This window comes from Agrobacterium sp. OT33 (assembly GCF_017313365.1).
Taxonomy (GTDB): Bacteria; Pseudomonadota; Alphaproteobacteria; order Rhizobiales; family Rhizobiaceae; genus Agrobacterium; species Agrobacterium rhizogenes_A.
Genome location: NZ_JAFLMZ010000011.1, coordinates 163,804 through 186,074, shown reverse-complemented (window position 1 = coordinate 186,074; position 22,271 = coordinate 163,804). Strand labels below are relative to the sequence as shown.

General features: G+C 60.4%; 21 protein-coding genes and 1 tRNA gene. 8 read left to right on the top strand and 14 right to left on the bottom strand.

From position 1 onward, the window contains the following. Position 1: 1 nt before the first annotated feature. Entirely contained in the window at positions 2 to 901 is a 900-nt protein-coding gene (locus tag JZX88_RS23780; RefSeq protein WP_206914941.1) for a helix-turn-helix domain-containing protein, read from the bottom strand. A gap of 99 nt (positions 902 to 1,000) precedes the next feature. Continuing rightward, positions 1,001 to 1,447, bottom strand: coding sequence for an acetyltransferase (locus JZX88_RS23775; protein WP_065116254.1), 447 nt, complete (start codon positions 1,445 to 1,447; stop codon positions 1,001 to 1,003). Between the two features lie 224 nt (positions 1,448 to 1,671). Between JZX88_RS23775 and bioB the strand changes: the two genes are divergently transcribed. From bioB to JZX88_RS23750, 5 genes are read left to right on the top strand one after another with little or no spacing between them, the layout of a single operon-like run. After that, complete coding sequence (gene bioB / locus JZX88_RS23770) at positions 1,672 to 2,691, top strand: biotin synthase BioB (RefSeq protein WP_206914940.1); 1,020 nt, start codon at positions 1,672 to 1,674, stop codon at positions 2,689 to 2,691. Further along, the gene (locus tag JZX88_RS23765) at positions 2,688 to 3,833 is read left to right on the top strand and encodes an aminotransferase class I/II-fold pyridoxal phosphate-dependent enzyme (RefSeq protein ID WP_206914939.1); all 1,146 of its coding nucleotides are present in this window, start codon (positions 2,688 to 2,690) and stop codon (positions 3,831 to 3,833) included. The genes bioB and JZX88_RS23765 overlap by 4 nt, the downstream gene beginning before the upstream one ends. Further along, positions 3,830 to 4,468, top strand: a complete 639-nt coding sequence (bioD, locus tag JZX88_RS23760) for a dethiobiotin synthase (RefSeq protein WP_206914938.1) — start codon at positions 3,830 to 3,832, stop codon at positions 4,466 to 4,468. The genes JZX88_RS23765 and bioD overlap by 4 nt, the downstream gene beginning before the upstream one ends. Further along, positions 4,465 to 5,730, top strand: a complete 1,266-nt coding sequence (locus JZX88_RS23755; protein ID WP_206914937.1) for an adenosylmethionine--8-amino-7-oxononanoate transaminase — start codon at positions 4,465 to 4,467, stop codon at positions 5,728 to 5,730. Before bioD ends, JZX88_RS23755 begins: the two co-directional genes overlap by 4 nt. Before the next feature lie 46 nt (positions 5,731 to 5,776). Continuing rightward, positions 5,777 to 6,763: a beta-ketoacyl-ACP synthase III gene (locus JZX88_RS23750; RefSeq protein WP_206914936.1), complete on the top strand. Its 987-nt coding sequence runs from the start codon at positions 5,777 to 5,779 to the stop codon at positions 6,761 to 6,763. A 72-nt stretch (positions 6,764 to 6,835) separates the two neighbouring features. Here the strand turns inward: JZX88_RS23750 and JZX88_RS23745 are convergent. Both JZX88_RS23745 and JZX88_RS23740 read right to left on the bottom strand, forming a co-directional pair. Continuing rightward, positions 6,836 to 6,909 (bottom strand) — tRNA-Gln (locus JZX88_RS23745). 122 nt (positions 6,910 to 7,031) lie between these two features. Then, positions 7,032 to 7,469, bottom strand: coding sequence for an Lrp/AsnC family transcriptional regulator (locus tag JZX88_RS23740; protein ID WP_065116260.1), 438 nt, complete (start codon positions 7,467 to 7,469; stop codon positions 7,032 to 7,034). Positions 7,470 to 7,600: 131 nt separating this feature from the next. Here JZX88_RS23740 and rocF point away from each other — a divergent pair, with 131 nt between their 5' ends. Continuing rightward, positions 7,601 to 8,521: an arginase gene (gene rocF / locus JZX88_RS23735; RefSeq protein WP_206914935.1), complete on the top strand. Its 921-nt coding sequence runs from the start codon at positions 7,601 to 7,603 to the stop codon at positions 8,519 to 8,521. Positions 8,522 to 8,535: 14 nt separating this feature from the next. Continuing rightward, on the top strand, positions 8,536 to 9,591 hold the full coding sequence (locus JZX88_RS23730; protein ID WP_206914934.1) for an ornithine cyclodeaminase: 1,056 nt from the start codon (positions 8,536 to 8,538) through the stop codon (positions 9,589 to 9,591). 19 nt (positions 9,592 to 9,610) lie between these two features. Here the strand turns inward: JZX88_RS23730 and JZX88_RS23725 are convergent, their stop codons facing one another. The 5 genes from JZX88_RS23725 to JZX88_RS23705 form a co-directional block, all read right to left on the bottom strand. After that, the gene (locus tag JZX88_RS23725; RefSeq protein ID WP_110759174.1) at positions 9,611 to 10,495 is read right to left on the bottom strand and encodes a DMT family transporter; all 885 of its coding nucleotides are present in this window, start codon (positions 10,493 to 10,495) and stop codon (positions 9,611 to 9,613) included. Between the two features lie 343 nt (positions 10,496 to 10,838). Next, entirely contained in the window at positions 10,839 to 11,831 is a 993-nt protein-coding gene (gene iolG, locus JZX88_RS23720; RefSeq protein WP_110759000.1) for an inositol 2-dehydrogenase, read from the bottom strand. A gap of 224 nt (positions 11,832 to 12,055) precedes the next feature. Next, complete coding sequence (locus tag JZX88_RS23715; protein ID WP_206914933.1) at positions 12,056 to 13,306, bottom strand: adenylate/guanylate cyclase domain-containing protein; 1,251 nt, start codon at positions 13,304 to 13,306, stop codon at positions 12,056 to 12,058. Between the two features lie 220 nt (positions 13,307 to 13,526). Continuing rightward, positions 13,527 to 13,757 carry a helix-turn-helix domain-containing protein gene (locus JZX88_RS23710; protein WP_065116266.1) on the bottom strand — a complete coding sequence of 77 codons (231 nt, stop codon included), beginning with the start codon at positions 13,755 to 13,757 and terminating at the stop codon, positions 13,527 to 13,529. Between the two features lie 255 nt (positions 13,758 to 14,012). Then, complete coding sequence (locus JZX88_RS23705) at positions 14,013 to 15,125, bottom strand: RHE_PE00001 family protein (protein ID WP_206914932.1); 1,113 nt, start codon at positions 15,123 to 15,125, stop codon at positions 14,013 to 14,015. Between the two features lie 291 nt (positions 15,126 to 15,416). Here JZX88_RS23705 and JZX88_RS23700 point away from each other — a divergent pair, with 291 nt between their 5' ends. Further along, a complete protein-coding gene (locus JZX88_RS23700) occupies positions 15,417 to 16,721 on the top strand; it encodes an MFS transporter (RefSeq protein ID WP_110759005.1) in 1,305 nt (434 codons plus the stop codon). A 62-nt stretch (positions 16,722 to 16,783) separates the two neighbouring features. Here the strand turns inward: JZX88_RS23700 and JZX88_RS23695 are convergent, their stop codons facing one another. The 5 genes from JZX88_RS23695 to JZX88_RS23675 form a co-directional block, all read right to left on the bottom strand. Next, the gene (locus tag JZX88_RS23695; protein ID WP_174032712.1) at positions 16,784 to 18,121 is read right to left on the bottom strand and encodes a HAMP domain-containing sensor histidine kinase; all 1,338 of its coding nucleotides are present in this window, start codon (positions 18,119 to 18,121) and stop codon (positions 16,784 to 16,786) included. 69 nt (positions 18,122 to 18,190) lie between these two features. Continuing rightward, a complete protein-coding gene (locus tag JZX88_RS23690) occupies positions 18,191 to 18,844 on the bottom strand; it encodes a response regulator transcription factor (RefSeq protein ID WP_065116270.1) in 654 nt (217 codons plus the stop codon). A 66-nt stretch (positions 18,845 to 18,910) separates the two neighbouring features. Continuing rightward, positions 18,911 to 20,578, bottom strand: coding sequence for a phosphoethanolamine--lipid A transferase (locus JZX88_RS23685; protein WP_174032715.1), 1,668 nt, complete (start codon positions 20,576 to 20,578; stop codon positions 18,911 to 18,913). A gap of 185 nt (positions 20,579 to 20,763) precedes the next feature. Continuing rightward, positions 20,764 to 21,027 (bottom strand): hypothetical protein, encoded by a 264-nt coding sequence (locus tag JZX88_RS23680; RefSeq protein ID WP_065116272.1) that lies wholly within the window; start codon positions 21,025 to 21,027, stop codon positions 20,764 to 20,766. 251 nt (positions 21,028 to 21,278) lie between these two features. Next, positions 21,279 to 22,190, bottom strand: coding sequence for a LysR family transcriptional regulator (locus JZX88_RS23675; protein ID WP_065116273.1), 912 nt, complete (start codon positions 22,188 to 22,190; stop codon positions 21,279 to 21,281). Positions 22,191 to 22,271 lie beyond the last annotated feature (81 nt).

Genomic DNA, 22,271 nt, shown 5'->3' with positions numbered 1-22,271 from the left:
TTTAAACCGAGGGCGCGCCCATGGCGCGGATGTCGCCGGGCGTCCCGCTATAGGTGGCGGCAAACACCCGGTAGAAGGTGGCGAGGCTGTCGAAACCGCAGCCAAAGGCGATCTGTGTGATCGGCAAAGCGGGAGATTCCAGCAGCAGCCGTTTTGCCTCCTCGATGCGCATGGAGGAGAGGGTGCGGGAAAATGACAGTTCCGCGCCCTCGAACACGACATGCAACTGACGCAGCGAAATGCCCAGTTCTTTCGCGACTGCGGCGGGTGTCAGGTTCTGGCGGGATTTTTTCCGCATCATGATATCCCGGGCCGCATAACACAGCCCGGTCCGCAGGGCGGCGCGCACCTCCGGCATGGCGGGAGAAAGCCGCCCGCGCGCCGTCATTGCAAGCCGGGTGATGTGGGTCACATCGCGGGCGGGGTCGATGAGATGGCCGTGGTCGCCATTCAGCGCATTGAAGAGCGCCCGGAACGGGCGGGAGAAGGCGGCATTGTCGGCATAACGCGCCGCAAACAGGTCATAGGCCGTCTGGCCGAGCATGACCTCGTAATCGACAGGGATTTTGAGCATCCGGAAATGAAAATCTTCTTCGCCGTCCGGTATGCCGGCATAGGGCAAATCCGAATGATTGATGGTGATATCGCCGCCGCCAACGGCATGAACCCGGTCCCCGCCCGTATATAGCAATCCGGAACCCCTGACCTGCAGGCCGATACAGAGGCTGTCGCCGGCAATACGGGCAATATCCGCCTCGGTGCGGTTGACGCGGTAGGCGGAAGCGCGCATCTCGCTTACGACTGCGCCAGCGATGGCGCGCGCCTGAAACGAACCCTGAAACGTCTGGCGACGATCCGGCGCAAGTTCGATCGTCACGCCGAACAGGTTTTTGCCGCGCACCTCGCGCCAATGGTCGAAACGGTGCTCGGGCAGGAAATCGTCGGTGGCGAAGCGGATGATGGTGCTCGTGGCCTGGTCCTCCCCGACGGTTCCGGCGGCTTATTTTTCCGTCGCGCGAAACTTCAGGTGCACGAGCGGGTAGGGCCGCCCCTGCCCGTCAAGGTCGGAGCGCCCGGTCGGTTCGAACCCCAGCCTGCGGTAAAAGCCCATGGCCTCGATGTTCTGTTCGTTGACGTCGGTCGTCAGCGCGGGGTGCGAGGCGATGGCCGCCTGCACCAGCATCCTGCCGATGCCTTTGCCGTGGTGATCCGGGTCGATGAAAAGCGCTTCCATGTGCCCTTCGTGCAGAAACATGAAACCAAGCGGACGATCCGAAACATCGACCGCAAGCGTCAGGGGCATCTGTGGCAGGAAGGCTTTGACTTCCTCGCCGATTGCGGCGCGATCCGCCGGAAGAAGAAAGCCATGGGTGGCATCAACGGCCCGGCTCCATATGTCGAGGATGCGGGCGGTGTCATGGCTGGTGGAGGGGCGAAGTGTGATCATGTCCCACCCTTAGCAATTGCGGTCTTTTCACGCCATGGGTCCCTCTCGCTCTTTTGCGTGAAGATTTTCGTATTCGCCGGATTTCCGGTGTGATTCCGGCCCTGCCTGTTCAGCCTGTCCGTGGCGCTGGCGATTTTTCCCGAAAAAAGCGCTTGCAAAAGTCACGCTAAAAAAAATAGATAAAAAGAAGTTCTATCTATTTATTTTAACGGAGAGGTCGCCGAATGCATCAGATAGTTAGGGAAATCCCGGAAAATCCAACGCCGGTTTCTGCGGTTGCGACAAGTTCGGCACTCGAGGATGCAAAAATTATCTATAATTTACCGTTTAACGATCTGCTGTTTCGCGCCCAGCAGGTGCACCGCCGCCATTTTGATGCCAATGCCATCCAGATGAGCCGGCTTTTATCGATCAAGACGGGCGGCTGCCCTGAGGATTGCAGCTATTGCAGCCAGTCCGCCCGCAACCCGACAGGTCTGAAGGCCTCCAAGCTCATGGAGGTGGAGCGGGTTCTTGCGGAGGCACGCAAGGCAAAGGAGGGCGGGGCGACGCGTTATTGCATGGGCGCAGCCTGGCGCAATCCCAAGGAGCGGGACATGGAGGCCGTGGTGGCCATGGTCGAAGGCGTCAAGGCGCTGGGCATGGAAACCTGCATGACGCTTGGCATGCTGACGCCTGAACAATCCGGACGGCTGGCCGAGGCGGGACTCGATTATTACAATCACAATGTCGATACATCCGAGCGCTTTTATTCGCAGATCATCACCACCCGCACCTTTGAAGACCGGCTGGAAACGCTCGCCAATGTGCGCGATGCGGGCATCAAGGTCTGTGCCGGCGGCATTCTCGGCATGGGGGAAACGGTCGAGGACCGCATTTCGATGCTGGTGACGCTTGCCGGCCTGCCGGTTCCGCCGGAAAGCGTGCCGATCAACATGCTGATCCCGATCCCCGGCTCGAAGCTTGCCGAGGCCGACCCGGTCGATCCGATCGATTTTGTTCGCACCATCGCGCTGGCGCGCATCCTGATGCCGCGTTCGCACGTGCGGCTTTCCGCCGGGCGTACGGAGATGAGTGATGAAACGCAGGCGCTCTGTTTTCTCGCCGGGGCCAATTCCATTTTCGTCGGCGAAACGTTGCTGACGGCGGATAATCCGGGTGAGGATCACGATACGGCGCTGTTCCGGCGTCTGGGCCTGAAGCCTATGGAACTGCAGCCTGCGCAGGCGGGAGAGGAGCCGTGAACCTATCGGCGCTTTCTCCTTACGAGGCGAAACTTGCCGGCCTGCGCCGCAAATCGCGGCTGCGGGTGCTCGCTCCCCGGCAGGGGATCGATTTCACCTCCAACGACTATCTCGGGCTTGCCGATGCACCCCGTCTGAAGGCTGCGATTGCCGATGCAATCGCAAGGGGCGTGCCGGCCGGCGCGGGCGGCTCACGGCTGCTGCGTGGCAATCATCCGGAACATGAGGCGCTGGAGGCGGAGGCAGCGGCGTTTTTCGGCGCGGAAAAAACGATCTATTTCGGCAGCGGTTTTGCCGCCAATGTCGCGCTTTTCTCAACTCTGCCGCTGCGGGAGGATATTGTCCTTTATGATGAACTGATCCATGCCAGCGTGCATGACGGTATTGCGGCCGGCAAGGCGCAGGCGCTCGCCGTGCCGCATAATCAGGTCGAGGCTTTCGAACGGGAAATAAGCCGCTGGCGACAGGCCGGCGGTCGTGGACGGCCGTGGATCGCCGTCGAGAGCCTCTATTCCATGGATGGTGACCGGGCGCCGCTGGCTGCCCTTGCCGCTCTTGCCGAGACCCATGGCGGTTTTCTGGTGGTCGATGAAGCACATGCCACCGGCATATTCGGGCCTGATGGGCGTGGCCTTGCTGCGGAGCTGGAAGGGCGGAGCAATGTGGTGGCACTGCATACCTGCGGCAAGGCGCTCGGCCTTTCCGGCGCACTTGTGAGCCTGCCTGCGGTTCTCGCCGACTACCTCGTCAACCGCGCCCGGGGGTTCATCTATTCCACCGCGCCTTCGCCGCTAATGGCGGCGGCGGTGCGGGAGGCGTTGCGGGTCGTCGCCGATGAAGGCTGGCGGCGGTTGCGACTGGCGGAACTGATGAATTTTGCCGGCGAAGAACTTCGCTCCCGGCTCGGGATAACGCCGAGCGGCTCGCAGATCATGCCGGTGGTGATCGGCGACAATGCCCGTGCGCTCGCTGTCGCCGCGCGCCTGCGCGATGGCGGGTTCGACGTGCGGGCCATCCGCCCGCCAACCGTGCCGGAAGGAACGGCGCGCCTGCGCCTCTCCATCACGCTCAATGTGGACGAGGGCCAGATCGCCGATATGGTCGGGCTGCTTGCTCTGACACTGAAGGAGGAGCCGGCATGAGCCCCCGTTTCGTCATTTCCGGCACTGACACGGGCATCGGCAAGACGGTTTTTGCCGCGGCGCTGACCCACGCCCTGCGGGCCTCTTACTGGAAGCCGATACAATCCGGACTGGAGGAAGAGACCGATAGTGCCATGGTGGAGCGGCTGGGCGGTGCACCGCGCGCCCGTATCCTGCCGGAAGCCTATCGTCTGAAAACGCCGGCTTCTCCGCATCTTTCTGCCCGCCTCGACAATGTGGCGATCGATCCGGCACTTCTGCTGCCTCCGGAAACGGAGGGGCCGCTGGTCATTGAAGGGGCGGGCGGGCTTCTGGTGCCGTTGACCGATGAATTATTGTTCGCCGATATCTTCGCCCGCTGGCAAATTCCGCTGATCCTGTGTGCCAGAACCGCGCTCGGCACCATCAATCACACGCTGCTGTCGCTGGAGGCGCTGCGGCTAAGGGCCATTCCGGTGCATGGTCTGGTTTTCATCGGTGAGGAGAACGCGGAAAATGAGCGCGTCATCACCGATATCGGCGGGGTTCGCAGGCTCGGCCGGCTGCCGCGTCTGCCGGAAATGACCGCCGGGGCGCTGCATCAGGCTTTCGCCCGGCAATTTGATCTAGCCGATTTTCTGGAGGTGCCGGCATGAGCCGCTCGCCCATCTGGCATCCCTTCACCCAGCACGGGCTGGAGCCGCCGATGAAACGCATCGTTTCGACGGAAGGCGCCTATATGGTCGATGAGGATGGCGCACGGCTGTTCGATGCGATTTCATCCTGGTGGGTCATCACCCATGGTCACCGGCACTCGGCGATCATGGCCGCGATCCGTGCCGCGACGGACGCCTTCGATCAGGTGATTTTTGCGGAATTCTCCCATGAGCCTGCCGAAACGCTGGCAAAAGCGCTGATCGAATTTGCGCCGGCCGGGCTGGAGCACGTGTTTTATTCCGATAGCGGCTCGACCGCCGTGGAAGTGGCGCTAAAAATGGCGCTCGGTTATTTCCATAACCGCGGGGAAAAGCGCGACCGCATCGTGGTTATGAACCATGGTTATCACGGCGATACGATCGGTACCATGTCCACCGGCGAACGCGGCGTGTTCAATGCCGCCTACGAACCGCTGCTCTTCGGCGTCGACCGTCTGGCTTTTCCGGAACAGGGCAGCGCGCAGGCGACCCTCGACATGTTCGAGCGCTTCTGCCGTTCAGGCCGGGTCGCTGCCCTGCTGATCGAGCCGCTGGTGCTTGGTGCCGGTGGCATGAAGATGTATGGCGCGGATGTTCTGGCCGGGCTGAAGCAGATTGCGGAACGCCATGGCTGCCTGTTCATCGCCGATGAGGTGATGACGGGCTGGGGCCGGACGGGAACGCGTTTTGCCTGTGAGCAGGCAAAGGTTTCGCCGGATATTCTGTGCACTTCCAAGGGCCTGACCGGCGGTTCCCTGCCGCTGGCGGCCACGCTGTGCAGCGGTGAGATCTTCGAGGCGCATTATTCGACCGACCGCCGCAAGACCTTTTTCCATTCGAGTTCCTACACCGCCAATCCGATCGCCTGCGCCGCCGCCGTCGCCAATCTTCAGGTCTGGCGGGATGAGCCGGTGGCGGAGCGTATCGGGCAACTGGAACGGATGCTGAGCGACAATCTGCGGCGCTTTGCGGATGACGGACGTTTCACCAGTCTCCGGCAGGTGGGCACCATAGCTGCACTCGATATCGTGGTGCCTTCCGGCGGTTATCTTGCCGAAGCGGGACCGCGTATGCGGCGCCTGTTCCGCGAGCGCGGGTTTGTCATCCGCCCCCTCGGCAACGTGGTTTATCTGATGCCCCCCTATTGTTCGACATCGGACGATCTGGACCGCGCCTTCGACGCCATCGATGAAGTCGCCTCGATCGTGATCGGGGCCGTGTGACGCCGGATATCCGCATCCTCCTGCAACATTCTTGAAAGACCAGACAATGCAGATACTTTCTTCGCGCATGGCCGGTTTTGGACATGCCGTTCCGGGGCGGTGCGTCGGCAATGACGAGATCGAGGCGCGCCTTGGGCTGGAGTCCGGCTGGATCGAGCGGCGAACCGGCATCCTCAGGCGTTATTGGGCGGAGGTGGGCGACACGCTGAGCGGCCTTGCCGCCGAAGCCGGCCGCATGGCGCTGGAAGATGCAAAAATCGATCCAGATGATATCGCATTGACATTGCTGGCAACCTCCACGCCGGACCATCTTCTGCCACCTTCCGCACCGCTGCTTGCCCACCGGCTGGGCCTGTCGCGGTCGGGCGGGATCGATCTCGCCGGTGCCTGTTCAGGCTTTCTTTATGCACTCACCCTTGCCGATGGTTTTGTGCGCACCCACGGCCGCGCCGTGCTCATCGTCGCCGCCAATATTTTGAGCCGCCGTATCAATCCCCTGGAAAGGGCAAGCGCGGTCCTGTTCGCCGACGCCGCCGGCGCGGTTGTGCTGACACCGTGCCGGGAAGGGCAGCGCGGCCTTCTTTCGGCCGATCTCCGTTCCGATGGCAGCGGTTACGATCTGATCCGGATAGCGGCAGGTGGCAGCAGCCAGCCTTTTTCCGCCGATAGCCCCGCCGAGGATACGTTGATGGCAATGCGCGACGGCCGCGAGGTTTTCTCCCGCGCCGTGGCGCTGATGACCCGGACTTCGCAGCAGGTGTTGCAACAGGCGGGGGTGCCCGCCGCCAATATCGGCCGTTTTGTGCCCCATCAGGCCAATGCCCGCATGTTCGACGCCGTCTGCGGCAATCTCGCCATCGACCGGCAAAAAACCGTCCGCACAGTGGAAAGCTTCGGTAATTCTTCCGCTGCCACCATTCCGCTGTCACTGTCGGTCACCAATGCCGAACGGCCGCTTGCAGGAGGCGAGACACTGCTCTTGACCGCCGCCGGTGCGGGAATGACGGGCGGAGCGGTTGTTTATCGGGCGTGAATATGCAAGCTGCGGCGCGACGCAGGGCCACCAGATGTTGTAGCCAGGCAATTGATTTTATTTTGGAAAATTTGGCTGGGGAACCTGGATTCGAACCAAGATCGACGGAGTCAGAGTCCGCTGTTCTACCATTGAACTATTCCCCAAAAGCTTGGAAGCGCGTGGCGCATTCGCTTTGGTGGGTCGTCATATAGATGATTTATTCCGGGGCGCAAGTCGAAAAAATCGAAAAATGCGTTTTATCCCGCTTTTGCGTTTCACTTCAGGGTCAAAGCCTCGCGCGGGTGGAGCGCGGGGTGGAAAGCAGCAGGCTGGTCTCGCTGCCGGTGATGCCGGGCACGAGGCGGATGCGGCGTAGCACGGCGTCGAAATCGCTGAGCGTTGCGGCATTGAGTTCCACGATCAGGTCCCAGCGGCCGTTGGTGGTGTGGATTTCGGATATTTCCGGGAAACCGCCAAGGGTGCGGATGACGCGATCCGTCACATGGCCTTCAATCTCGATCATCATGATACCGCGTATTGCCGCTTCCACGGCATCGGCGCGCAGGATGACGGTGTAACCGATGATGGTGCCGTCATTTTCCATTCTTTCGATGCGGGAGCGAACCGTCGCGCGCGAGGTTTCCGTCTCCACCGCCAGATCGGAAATGCTGCGCCTGCCGTTGTGACGCAAAAGGGTGACGAGCCGTTCGTCGAGATTATCCATGGATGTCCATTTTGGTAAATAGATTTTGCCAGATCGATAACTCATTTCGATAATCTTGCCAATATTTGATGTTCATTCCGCCATAGCTCTATGGTTTAGTGAGACAGTCGGTTGGGAAAGCGAGGACGGGAATGGATATCAGGCTTATCGGTGCGCCGCTGCAGATCGGGGCAGGGCAATTGGGATGTGAAATGGGACCGAGCGCCTATCGCATCGCCGGCCTCACGCGGGCGCTGGAGGATCTGGGACACCGGGTGGTCGATACCGGCAATGTGACGCCGGCGCCGCTTAAGGAATTTTGCCATCCCAACCCGGCCGTTCACCATCTGGCCGAAACCGTGGCCTGGACCGAGGCGTTGACGGAGGCCGCCTATCGCGAAAGTGCCGATGCCGTACCGATCTTTCTCGGTGGCGACCATGCGATTTCGGCGGGAACCGTGGCCGGCATGGCGCGCCGGGTTGCCGAGACGGGCCGGCCGTTTTTTGTACTCTGGCTCGATGCCCATACCGATTATCACACGCTGGAGACGACGCGCAGCGGCAATCTGCACGGTACACCCGTCGCCTATTTCAGCGGGCGTGACGGGTTCGCCGGTTATTTCCCGCCGCTCTCCCACGCGGTACCCGAAGACAATATCGGCATGATCGGTATCCGCAGCGTGGATCCTGCCGAGAGGGCTGCGCTGGAAAAGAGCGGCGTCACCGTTCACGATATGCGTTCGATAGACGAACATGGCGTTGCGGTGCTGCTGCGTGAATTTCTGGCGCGGGTTCAGGCGGCGAACGGCCTGCTGCATGTCAGTCTGGATGTCGATTTTCTGGAACCGTCGATTGCACCTGCCGTCGGCACCACCGTTCCCGGCGGGGCAACATTCCGGGAGGCGCATCTGGTCATGGAAATGCTGCATGATAGCGGGCTGGTCTGCAGTCTCGATCTGGTGGAACTCAACCCGTTTCTCGATGAGCGCGGCAGGACGGCGACCCTGATGGTGGATCTGGCCGCCAGCCTGATGGGCAAGCGGGTCATGGACCGCCCGACGCGGGCTGGCTGAGAAAGGGGGCCGCGATGACCGTGATACCGAACCTCAATATCGTTCCCTTCGTCAGCGTCGACCATATGATGAAGCTCGTGCTGCGGGTGGGGATCGACACGTTTCTGCGAGAGCTTGCCGGTGTGGTGGAAGAGGATTTCCGCCGCTGGGAAAGCTTTGACAAGACGCCACGCATCGCCTCGCATTCGAAGGAGGGCGTCATCGAGCTGATGCCGACCAGCGACGGCACGCTGTATGGCTTCAAATATGTCAACGGTCATCCCAAGAACATGAGGGAGGGCCGCCAGACGGTGACGGCCTTCGGCGTGCTTTCCGATGTCGGCAATGGTTATCCGCTGCTCCTGACCGAAATGACGATCCTGACGGCGCTGCGCACCGCCGCCACCTCGGCCGTCGCCGCCAGGCACCTTGCCCGCCCCAATTCCCGCTCCATGGCCATCATCGGCAATGGCGCCCAGAGCGAATTCCAGGCGCGCGCCTTCAAGGCCATTCTCGGCATCGACACGCTGCGGCTTTTTGATATTGATCGGTCCGCAAGTGAAAAATGCGCCCGCAATCTTGCCGGGCAGGGTTTTGCCATCGAGATCTGCGGCAGCGCAGAGGCGGCGGTCGAAGGGGCGGATATCATCACGACAGTCACGGCGGACAAGCAATATGCGACGATCCTGACCGACAACATGGTCGGCCCCGGCATTCATATCAACGCCGTTGGCGGAGACTGTCCCGGCAAGACGGAACTGCACCGGGATATTCTGCTTCGCTCCGATATTTTCGTCGAATATCCGCCGCAGACGCGCATCGAAGGCGAAATTCAGCAATTGCCGGAGGATTATCCGGTGACCGAGCTCTGGCAGGTCATAACCGGCGAAAAACAGGGGCGGACAGGCGACAGGCAGATCACGCTGTTCGACAGTGTCGGTTTCGCGACGGAAGATTTCTCCGCGCTGCGTTATGTGCGCTCGAAACTGCCAGGCACCGGTCTTTACGCGGAACTGGATTTGTTGGCCGATCCGGATGAGCCGCGCGACCTCTTCGGCATGCTGCTGCGTTGTGAGGCGGCGCTCGTCTAGAGCCGCCCTGCCAGCTGGTCTATTGCATTTCCCGGCGTTGTCTCCGTGCGACCACGTGTTCCCGCCAGATGGTGAAAAGACCGGCGGCGATGACGATGGCTGCGCCGATGACCATATTGGGTGTCACGACCTCGCCATAGATGGTGACGCCGATGATGGAGACGAGCACGAGCTGGTAATAGGAAAAGGGCTGCACGGAGGCCGCATCCGCCAGTTCGAACGCCTTTATCAGGCAATAATGGCCGCTCATGCCGGTGATGCAGAGCGCCAGCATCCAGCCCCAATCCCACGGTGCGATGCTGACCCAATAAAACGGACCAACCAGCGTCAGGGCCGCCGCACCGGCCACGCCGGTGTAAAAGAAGCTTGTCATCGCCGAATCGCTCTTGCTGCCGAGGCGGGTCAGGACGCTGTAGAGCGCAAGCATGAAGGTGGCCACGAAGGTGATCACCAGCCGGTTGTCAAAACCGTCGCCCTCCGGCTTGAGGATGACGAGAACGCCGATGAAGCCGACAAAAATGGCGCACCAGCGCCGCCAGCCCACATGTTCTCCCAGCAAAGGCATGGACAGCGCCGCAACGATCAGCGGTGCGGAGGCGAGGATGGAATGACTATGCGCCAGTCCGACGACGGCGAAGGAGAAGATCGAAATAACGATCTGTACGGCGAGAAGGACGCCGCGGCCGATCTGCAGCCAGGGGCGGTTGGCCATGACGGCGCCCCGGATGCCGCCCGCCGACCTTGCGGCCATCAAAAGAACAAAGACGGCAAAGGCCCAGTATCGCAGCATGGCGATAAAAACCGGCGGATAGGCGCTGCCCAGATGCTTCGATATGCCATCCTGTGCCGCAAAGATCGTGAAGGCGACGAGCGCATAAAGAAAACCGGTCTTGGGTGATGGCATGGAAAAACCGCTGTCCGGCAATTGCCGGCAAAAGAGAATTCGGCATGAATGAGGTGGGTGGCAGCCATATGTTATGGCCGCACCTTGTCAGACAACCTTATTTTCCGAATAGCTGCCATGCAAGGCCGTAAACCGCCTTTTTGGCGGGCAGATCGCCGCTGGCGTTTTTCGCGGCAGCATCTCCTCCATCAATCCCCGAGGCTTGGCCGGGGGATTGACGATAGGCTGAAATCCTGAACCCCCGGGTCAAGCCCGAGGGCGATGTCGTGGCTGGTGGAATGTCCATGAAACATCTGCCCGCCAGCGGGGCGGCACCCGGTTCACAGAGTGATTTCCACGGTCCTCAGCCGATCGTTACGGCTGTCTTAGAGGTCGCGGATTTCAGCGCGGCGTCGGCCAGCTTCAGCGCGACCAGCCCGTCCTTGATGGACGGCGACGGGGCGACATTGTTTTCAATGCTGTCGATGAAAGCGGTGATTTCCGCGGCATAGGCTGCCGTATAACGCGTCATGAAGAAATCATGCAGCGGTGGGCGGGTGTAACCTTCCGCATTGGCGATCTCGATGGAAACGGGACGCTGGTTTTCGGCCGCGGCCGAGCCCAGCGAACCGTGCACTTCGATGCGCTGGTCGTAACCATAGGTCGCGCGGCGCGAATTCGAAATGATCGCCTGCCTGCCGCTCTTTGTCGTCAGGATGATGCTGGCGCTGTCGAAATCGCCGAGCGCGCCGATTTCCGGATTAACGAGAACGGAACCGGTGGCGAACACGCTGTCCACTTCCTCGCCGAGCAGGAAGCGCGCCATGTCGAAATCATGAATGGTCATGTCGCGGAAGATGCCGCCGGAAACCTTGATATATTCGGCCGGCGGCGGGCCGGGGTCGCGGCTGGTGATGGTGACCATTTCCACCTTGCCGATGCGGCCATCCTCGATTGCCTTGTGCACGGCCTGAAAATGCGGATCGAAGCGCCGGTTGAAACCGAGCATCACCTTTGCGCCGGTTTCTTCCACCACCTTGGCGCAGGCTTCGGCGCGGCTGACATCGAGATCAACGGGCTTTTCGCAGAAGATGGCCTTGCCGGCCCGGGCGAAACGCTCGATCAGGTCGGCGTGGGTATTGGTCGGCGTGCAGATGATGACGGCGTCGATCGTCTTGTCGGCCAGAACCTCGTCGATCGTGCTCACCTTGCACTGCGCCTCGCGGGCGATTGCTTCCGCGGCACCGGCCATGGCGTCGACAACGGCCACCAGCTGCGCACGGCTGTCGGTGGTGATCGCCTTGGCGTGGACCTTGCCGATCCGTCCAGCGCCGAGCAGTGCCAATTTCGTAACCATCTTTCCTCCGGTTCCTCATATCCGTCTCACTCCCGGAGAGACAGAATATGAATGCAAACAATATTTCGATATGGAATATATGTTCCATTTTGCTAGATCGACATCGGAGACGTGTCAAGCGTTTTGACGATGGGCTGGGTGGCCGAAATCATCCCGTCGAAAATCTGTCCGGCGGTGTTGGATTTCGTCCTGAAATGCGCTCGAAGGTGCGGGGCGCCGATAGGCTACCGAGCCAGGGGCGCCTGTACCGCATTCTGGGGAAGGGCATAAACCTCGACCGGGGTTTCGAGGCCGCGCAGCAGCCAGGGACCGAGATTTTCCAGCTCTCCCCGGTTTCCGGCCATGCGGACGAATTCCTCGGAGAAAAGCACGGTGCGTCCTGTTTCCTTCGTCAGCGTTTCAAGCCGCGAGGCAATATTGACGGCCGGGCCGATGACGGTGAAATCGAGGCGGGTTTTGGAGCCGATATTACCATACATGACATCCCCGACATGCACGCCGATGCCATAACCCAGCGGATCATGGCCCTTTTGCCGGTTGATCTCGTTAAGCGCAACGAGGCCCGTCTGGGCGCTGGCAATGGCCCTCAGCAGATTTTCGCAGGCCTTCGGATCGCTGAGCGGGAAAATCGCCAGCAACCCGTCGCCCATGAATTTCAGTATTTCGCCGCCGAATTCCTCGATAGGGTCACACATGGCGTCGAAATAGCCGTTCAGAAGCTCGATCACATCGTCACGTGGCCAGAGGTCGGAGATATGGGTGAAATTGCGCAGGTCGCAGATGAGGATCGCTGCCCCCACCGTCATGCCGCTGCCGCGTGTCGTGGCGCCGTTCAGGATCTTTTCACCCGCATGTGGTCCCACATAGGTCTCCAAGAGGGTGCGCGTCATCCGGTTTTTCAGGCGTATTTCGCTCACCAGCGCCAGCGCCGGCAGCAGGTTTTTCAAGGCGGCAACCTCGCCGTCGGAAAATCCGCCGGGCCTGTCACTGGAAAATGTCGCGACGTGGCGCTTGCCGAAGGTGTGTTCGATGGGCCAGGCACAATAATCCGTCAGCCCTTCGGCCCGCAGCTCTTCATAGATCGTATAGCCTGGCTCATCGGTTTCATCGCCATTCAGCCGGTGGCGGACTTCGGAAGCGCCCTGATGAATGTCGTTGATGGGGCTGTTGAGATATTCGGGCGTGCTTTCAGAGCCATAACCATAGGTGGCTATTTCGGCGGACGGAATGCCGGCTTTCCACAATATTCGCGCGCCGAGCCATTGCGGATGGCGAATGCGGAATGCAAGGACGCCCCTTGCAACGGAAATCCCGCTCGCCCGCAACCTGCTGCAAAGCTCCACGAATATCTCGTCGATAAAGCGTTCGTCCTTGGTGCCGGTGACGAGCCAGTCAAGAATTTCGGTCTTCTCCGCCGGCCACAATTCATCCAATGCGGAAGAAACCCGTTCTTCGGTGTCGAGACTTAGTGTCATGGCAGGATTCCGGAGGTTGTTGCTGCTCTCGCACGGGCGCAGTCATGCCGAACATGGCCGCTCGTGAACCCCATGTGGTGCCGGATAACGAAAATGTTAAGAGAGCGCGGCGGAAAATGTTCCGAAAGACATTGGCGGCCTCAGGCCACGCGCGCCGCCCGGATGTTCTTGAGAACATCGTCCCCGGCGGCGCTGAGTTTCTCGTGATCGTTGCGAACGATCAGATAACGGTTTCGACAGGAATCTGCAGAGCGGCGGCAACGCGCCGGATACGCAGCGGATCGCTGTCGGTTCCGTCTTCCAGCGCACGGATTTCGCTGGTGGTCAGGCCGCAGGTGACGGCAAGCTGTTCGACCGTATAGCCGGCAAGCGTGCGTGCGGTCAGAACCTTTTTGGCAAAAGGAGCATCGGTTTCGTGATCGGAATCAGGTTGTGTGACTGAAATTGTCATTATTGCATCTCCCTCATAATGGACACTTAAATGCGGGCGGCACAGAAACGTTGCCGGGCCGAATGCGACCGCGTTGCCGGAGAAGAAATCATGTTGCAACGCAGCGAGGAACATAGACGCTTCGCCCACCTACGCAATAGTTAAATTTTGTTAAGATTCGTGATCGCCGCATTTTTGCGGGATTTTTCCATGATGAAAGAGACGCCGATACCTGCCGTTTTTTCTGTTTTCCCCGGTCTGGCGGAAGTGCGGCTGCTAGAGCATCCCCCAGGCGCGAAAGCGGCCACGACCTGTAACCTCACGTAATTCCAGCTGATTTGCGAGCCCGATCGCGCCCTGCGGCGTGGTGCCGAGTTCCTTGACGATCATCGCCGCCGAGACCACCGGCCGGGAAACCACCAGCTCCACCAGTTCCGGCAGGCGCGAGGAGGAACGACGGCCGGTCAGCTTGCGCATCATGCGCTCTCTCGCATGGGACAGCCTGTCATGTTCCTTCAGGCTGGCCTGCGCCGCCTCGTAAAAGCTTTCCAGAAGGGCGAGGAGCCGCTGAGTCTGGTTTCTGGCGTGCCGGCGCTCGCGCGGAACGGCGCGAAGACCGGTGCTGAGGGCTGGCAGGTGATCGGGCGTGACGGCGCCGTCGCGCAGAAAGGCGGCGGCCAGAAGCCGGCCGAGCCAGGGGCTGCGCTGCAGCACCTCGATCATGTTCCAGGCATCGAGCAGAATGGCGCTTCGCAGGATCGCCGGCAGTTCCTCCGTCCGCGCCTGCACCTTCAGCCATTCTTCCAGCCGTTCTTCCTCATCCCAATCGGGCTCGTTGACGAGCGGATTGCTTTCCTGCCGCAGCAGGGGTGCTGGCATGTGACCGGCGGTAATCGCGTCCAGTGTCGCTGAACTCCGCGCCAGCAGCGCGTCCAGCTCGGAAAAGGCGCCGTTCAGCGAGGCTTCCTCGTCTGATTCGGTCTCATCGCTGCGGGAGCTATCCACGATTTCCCGGGGAGGCGTTGCCTCTTCGACTGCAAGCGCCGCTCTGCCCCGCAATCTGGAAAGTCCCGGCGCCGTGAAGGCCCAGCCGACGCCACTGGAGAAGATCAGCCGCCTCGAACGGAGTATCCGGTGCGCCGCGGTCATCTCGTGAGTCGGTGCGCGCACGTCCATATGGGCATCATGCAGGACGAGATCTTCCATATGGACCAGTTCGCCATCGACCCACATGGAGGAAATGGCGTCGGTAAAATCCTGCCTTTCGATGAAACCGTGCCTCATCGGCGAACGGCTGATACGTTCGTCCAGCCGCGCCAGCGCTTCGCCCGCACGGGCGGCGGCGATGAGAAGCTTTTCCAGCTGGATGTCCGATATCTCATAAATCATTGATATTTTTTAGTTTGGGCAAGCCTGGCTTACAAGGCGGATTGCAATGGTCCGGTTCTGCTTTTCCCGCTATCATCGCCCCGATCCTGTTGCGCGAACCGGTGTGGAGGGCCGGGAATCACGACGATGCGGGCCTCTATCGCCGTTCTTGCCGCTTTGTTGCGGTGCGGCATAAGCTTGCGCATTGCAACATGGCGGGTATATACCCTCGCCGAGAGCGACAAATTATCACACCTTCCGTTCGCCCTTCCATCTCCAGACGAAGATGAATTGGAGTTTACCGTGAATATTATGGCAAATGGTCCCGCCACCGCGCCGGACCAGAAAACCCGTTTGAAATCCATTATCGGCGGATCGGCGGGCAATCTCGTCGAATGGTACGACTGGTATGTCTATTCGGCCTTCACCCTTTATTTCGCGCCGGTGTTCTTTCCTTCGGGAAACCAGACCGCCGAACTGTTGAGCGCGGCCGCCGTTTTCGCCGTCGGATTTCTGATGCGGCCCATCGGGGCCTGGTTCATGGGCACCTATGCCGACCGCAAGGGCCGCAAGGCGGGCCTTACACTCTCCGTCACGCTGATGTGTCTCGGCTCGCTGCTGATCGCCATCACGCCCGGCCATGAGACGATCGGCATCGCGGCACCTGCCATTCTGGTTTTTGCCCGCCTTCTGCAGGGCATCAGCGTCGGCGGCGAATATGGCGCCAGCGCGACCTATCTCAGCGAAATGGCCGGCAGGAACCGCCGCGGTTTCTTCTCCAGCTTCCAGTATGTGACGCTGATTTCCGGCCAGCTTCTGGCGCTGGCGGTGCTTCTGGTGCTACAGCGCGCCCTGACGCCGACACAGCTTGGCGAGTGGGGCTGGCGCATTCCCTTCTTCATCGGCGGTATTCTGGCGATTGCGGTGTTTTATATCCGTCGTGGCCTTGCCGAGACGCAGTCTTTCGAAAACGCCAAGGCCGGTGAGGCCGACAAGCCGAAATCCAGCGGATGGGCGCTGTTCAAGCACTATCCGCGGGAAGCGCTGATGGTCATGGCGCTGACCTCGGGTGGCACGCTCGCCTTTTATGCCTACACCACCTATCTGCAGAAATTCCTGGTCAACACGTCAGGTTTCAGCAAGGAAAGCGCGACCGAAATCACCACGGCGGCGCTTTTCGTCTTCATGCTGTGCCAGCCGCTCGCCGGCGCGCTGTCGGACAAGGTTGGCCGCAAGCCGCTGATGGTCGGCTTCGGTATTCTCGGAACGCTGTTCACCTACGTGATCTTCAGTACACTGGCGACGACGACCGATCCGATCATGGCTTTCGCCCTCGTGCTGGTCGGCCTTTTGATCGTGACCGGTTACACTTCCATCAATGCGGTGGTGAAGGCGGAAATGTTCCCCGCCCATATCCGCGCGCTCGGCGTGGCTCTGCCCTATGCGCTGGCGAACACCATTTTTGGCGGAACGGCGGAATTCGTGGCCCTGAAATTCAAGCAGATCGGCCATGAAAACTGGTTCTTCTGGTATGTGACGATCATGATCGCGCTGTCGCTGGTGGTTTATGTGAAGATGCGCGACACGCGCGATCACAGCCATATCCACGAGGATTGAGCGACACGATCCGATCCGGAAAAAGCCCCGTTCCTGACGGGGCTTTTTTGTTTTCAACGCCTTCAGGCGGTTTGGACAGGAAGAACCACGCGGGCCTCGAAGCCGTCTTTCCGGCCGGGTGCGGGAGAGGAAAGCACCAGTTCGCCGCCGGTCTGTTCCACCAGGCTTTTGACAATGGCAAGGCCAAGGCCGGTGCCATCCGCGGTGGTCGGGCCCCTGGCAAAACGTGTCGTCAGCTTGGGCAGCAGCGCCCTGTCGATTGCCGGTCCGGAATTGACGATGCGGATCGTCCCGTCCTGTTCGGCCAATATCTGCACCGGGCTTTCCGCCGGGCTGTGGATCAGGGCGTTTTCGAGGAGATTGCGGATGATGATGCCGAAGGCATCCGCGCCCATCCTGCAGAGCAGGCCGTCCTCGCAATGATTGGTGAAGCGGATGCGGGAGGTGCCGATCGCCGTTCTCATCATGTCATCGATGACGAGTTCGAGAACGGGAATGAGATCGGTTGCCGTATCGGTCACGCCGATTCTTGCTTCGGCCCGTGACATCTGAAGCAGTTTTTCAGCGAGATGGCCGAGATGCTGCAGGGACTTTTCGATATTTTCCACCCTTGGCGCCAGTTCCGGCGGAATATCGGCGTGGAGCCGTTGCGCCTGCGCCAGGGCGCCGGCAATCGGCGTGCGCAATTCGTGGGCGCTGTTGGCGGTGAATTCCCGCTCCGCGTCGATTGCCGACCGCAGGCGTCCGAGCAGCAGATTGACCGAGCGGGCGATGGGATGGAGTTCGCCCGGAAAAGGCTGTGTTTCGAGTGGCGCCAGATTGCCGCCATCCTTTTTCCCGATCTCGTCGCGCAGGGTCTGTATCGGCTGCAGGGTTCTGCGCACCACCACGATGACGGCGAAGATGCTGGCGGGTATGAGGATGAGAACGGGCAGAAGCAGCGCGCTGCCCGCCTCCTCGATGGCTTCGCGCCGGTTGGCGAAGGCATCTGCGACCTGCAGGAAATAATTGCCGTCCGGTGTCACGACCGTATAGATGCGCTGTGTCGCCGTTTCGGAAAAGCCGGGGTCGAGCGACACCTCGAAAGGTTCCGTCGAACTGTCATGTGAATGCAGCACGACCTGTCCTTCCCGGTCGCGCACCTGATAGGTCAGATATTCCGCGCCTTCCGCCGAAGGGTTGAGCTTGCGCGAGGCCGGCGCCGTATTGTTTTCCCTGAGATCGTCGGCCAGAAGCGGCAAAAGCCTTTCGGCGGTTTCCTGCACGCCGGCATCGAAAATCTCGGCAAATTCGTCCTGCATCACCATGACGCCCAGCCCGCAGGCGAGAAGCCAGGATATGGCGACGACGCTGGTCAGCGCCGTCACGAGCTTGCGGGTCATGCTGGTCGGTCTGGCCATCTGTGCCTACTTGTTATCTGCCTGCTCGCCGTCCGGCTTACTTGCTGTCTGGTTCACTTGCCGTCTGGTTCACTTGATCGTGTAGCCGACGCCGCGCACCGTCTCGACGCGGTCATGGCCGATTTTCTTGCGCAGCCGGCTGATATAGACCTCGACCGTGTTGCTTTCTATTTCCGCGCCGAATTCGTAGAGCGTGTCGTGCAGCTGCGCTTTGGAGACGACCGCACCGGGATGTTCGACCAGTTTTTCCAATACGGCCCATTCGCGGGCGCTCAGCGTCTGCGCCGTTCCATCGACCGTGATATTGCGTGCCACCTGATTGATCTCGATGCCGGGCAGGCGGATGACGGGGGCCGAGCGGCCCTCGTAACGGCGCGAGACCGCCAGCATGCGCGCGGAAAGCTCGTCGAGGTCGAAAGGCTTGACCAGATAGTCGTCCGCACCGGCATTCAGCCCGGCTATCCGGTCGGAAACCTGGTCATGTGCCGTCAGAATGATCACCGGCGTCGCATCGTCGCGCCTGCGCAGCGCTTGCAGAAGGGTGATGCCTTCGCCATCCGGCAGGCGCATGTCGAGCAGGATCAGGCCATACGCCATGGTCAGCGTCGCCGCCATGGCGTCGCCGAGCGTCTTGAACCAGTCCACAGCGTGCCCGGCCGCCGCGACATGGTCTCGCAACGCCTCTCCCAGGACATGATCGTCTTCAACAAGCAGAACCCGCAAGACAGCTCCCTCTATCGCGTCGTCCTGCGTATCGCTTTCACGGGATAAGCGTCAAGCACTGTCTGTTCAGCTGTTTTGGCGCTGGGTGCACCCACCGAACACATCGAGCGAGGGATCGTAGACGGAAGTGGAGACGTTCATCATGCCAAGAATGCTGTGGAAATAGTTGTCGTGGGAGCGCCCGCCCTCTGCTGCGGTTTTTGCAAGGCATGCCCGGTCCAGCCCCATGGATTTGGCGAAATCGTCATCGAACCAGACAAGAAACGGCACATGGGTCTGCTGATCCGGGGCGAGCAGATAGGGCGCTCCATGCAGGTAGACGCCGTTTTCACCAAGGGATTCGCCGTGGTCCGATGCGTAGATCATGCCCGTCGCCAGAGTGTCGGAGCGCGCTTTCAGCTTGTCGATCACGGTCGAGAGGAAATGGTCGGTGTAAAGCAGCGTATTGTCGTAGGAATTGACGATCTCGGCATCGCTGCAATTGCCAAGCTCGGCGGTGCGGCAATCCGGGGTGAATTTGCGGAACTCGTCGGTGTAGCGCAGGTAGTAGGTCGGCCCGTGGCTGCCCATCTGGTGCAATACGATGACGCTGTCCTTCTTGACGTTGTTGAGCCAGGAGTCGAGCTTGTCGAAGAAGATGTCGTCGCGGCATTCTCCACCGGTGCAGAAGCGGCTGTCATTGGTGGAGGGCAGGTCGAAATAGGGAATGCGGTCGGCGACGTTCTTGCTGCCGGTGTTGTTGTCCAGCCATGTGGCGCCGACGCCGGCGTGGACGAGGACATCCATGACGTTCTCGTTGGCGAGCGCCTTGCTGTGGCTGTATTCCGAGCGCGGGAACTTCGAGAACATGCAGGGAATGGAAATCGCCGTCGCCGTGCCGCAGCTGGTGGTGCTGGGGAAATAGATCACGTTGCGCTTGGCGAGTTCCGGATTGGTGTCGCGCTCGTAACCGTTCAGGGAAAAATTCGCGGCGCGCGCGGTCTCGCCAGCCACGATGACGGTAATGCGCGGCTTGCGCACGCCGCCGAGCGCCGGAAGAAGCCTTGCATCCTTGCCGAGGGGGCTGACCTGTATCTCGGCTTCCTGGCCAGCCTGCGTGAAATAGTGAATGGTGGACATCATCGGCGACAGCGGGTTGACGCTCTTGACGATATCCTTGTGCTGGCGGACGGCGGTGGTGAATGTCTTTGAATTCGCAAAGCTGATGATGCCCGCGATGGTGAGACAGACCAGGATGCTGATGGTGTTCCACAGCAGCTTCTCGAGAATCGGCCGATGCCGGATGCGGATGGCGATGATGACGATGGATGGAACCAGCCCGTAAATCGCCATATGCCAGAGAAAGCCGGGGGTAATCAGATTACCGGCTTCCGCCTGCGTCGTTTCCATGGCGTTGCGGATCATATCGCTGTCGATGATGATGCCGTAGCGGTCCATGAACCAGGATGCGGCGGCGGCGGCGAATACCAGGAAGATCAGAAACGGCTTGATGAGATATTTGGCGGAAAAAATCGTGATGAGGGCGCCGAAAAGCGCCGCCATGGCGACATAAAGTGCAACGATGGCAACCGGATAAGCGGAAAGATAGGTATGGACCTTCGACCAGAATGTCTGGTTCATGAAAAACAGCAGATAGGCGCCCGTCAGCAGGCTGAGCGGCACGCTGCCTATTTCCGGACGATACGATTCAATGCCTGTCGCTTTCGCGGTAAAAAGAGCCACTGCCAAGTCCACCAGATTTCACATGTGCCGGCGGCGGCGCGAAACGGGGCAAAATGCCTCTGTTCACGCTGCCGCTAGGGCCGATTGATGGCGGATGCGTCATTTAGCTGACATCAACCTGAAAGCTTTGTCATGAAACCGTCACATGAGGGCGGTCGTGTTTTCAGGCCGATGGTCAGGTGACACGAATATATCACCTAACCGAGCCCGATTATACCCGTCACAGTGGTGCGCGTTGAAAATACACGCGTAGCCCTGACGGGCAGCAGGCAGCCTGCGGGAATGTTCTGAAAGGTGACCGTCGCTCCTGAAAGCAGGGTGAGGCAGAGTTGACCGCCATGGCCGATATAAAGGGCGCGCGTTGGTGAAGGAAGCGGGGTCGTATCGTCGGGAACGATGTCGAAACCGTGGGATGCCGGCGATTCCAGGCCGGCGGCGTAGTGTTCGTAAGTCTCAGCCATTGCTGTCTCCCGTAAATCGAAATCTGCGGTGATTATGCAACGGGCGGGAGCTGCGGGGAAAAGCGGGAACGATATATGTGAGGTTGGCCTTTATTTCCGCATCCGGTCTTCCGAAACACCGGCGTTCCCTCAGCAATCTCATGCGGTTGGCTTCACCGGCCGCATCGCCATTACCGCTATTCCGTCGGATGTGGCGGATTTTGCATCCACGTCCGAGAGCGGAGTGGGGTGGGAGATGAATGCCCTCCGCTTCAGCTGCGGGTGTGGAGAATGAAGGCCCTGACGGCGGGAGAGGCTTCCGTTTTCCGGTGGGCGATGGCGAGATCCGAGGTTGTGGAGCTTGCAGCAAGCGGCACGTAGCGCAAGCCGGGCAACCTCAGGCAATCGAGCGAGCGTGGCACCAGCGCGACGCCGAGGCCGATCGCCACCATGCTGGCGATGGTGGTGTAGTCGCGGCCTTCCGGGCTTATCGCCGGCTGGAACCCGGCTTCGTTGCAGGCTTCTATCGTATTGTAGTGAAAGCCGACATCCGGCGGCTGTCGTGGCGTGATGAAGGTTTCGCCGGCAAGGTTCCTGAGATCGACTTGCAATGTGTAGGCCAGGGGATGATTTTCCGGCAGGGCCGCCATCAGCGGCTCTCGCAGAACCACATGGGTCGTAACCCCTTCGGGGATAGGGGCTGGCGGGCGGATGAAGGCGAAATCCAGATTGCCATCGGCAATCTTGGCCAGCTGCAGCCGCATTTCCATCTCGATCAACTGCAATTCAACATCGGGGTGGGAGGCGCGAAAACTGGCGATGGACTTTATCAGCAGGCCGGAATAGGCGGCGGAGGCGACATAACCGATGGAGATGCGACCGGTTTCGCCACGATCGACACGTTTGAGTGCGGCAAGGGTCGCCTCGGCATTGGCAAGGATTTTCCGGGCATCCTCATAGAGAAGCTGGCCCGGAGTGGTAAGCTTTACCGACCGGCGTGTCCGGTCGAGCAGCGGCATGCCGACAATATCCTCAAGCGCCATGATCTGCTGGCTCAAACCGGGCTGGGCAATGCCGAGGCGGGCGGCGGCGCGCTCGAAATTGCGCTCATCCACCAGCGTGGTGAAATAGCGCAGGTGACGCAATTCGAATGTGTCCGCCCGGCTTGCCGGTTTCCTGCCCATCGTCGCGGCCTCTCCTGCCAGATTTGAATAATTCCAAGCTATTATCGGCGCCTATTTTCATAATCAATAGTTCTGAAAAAA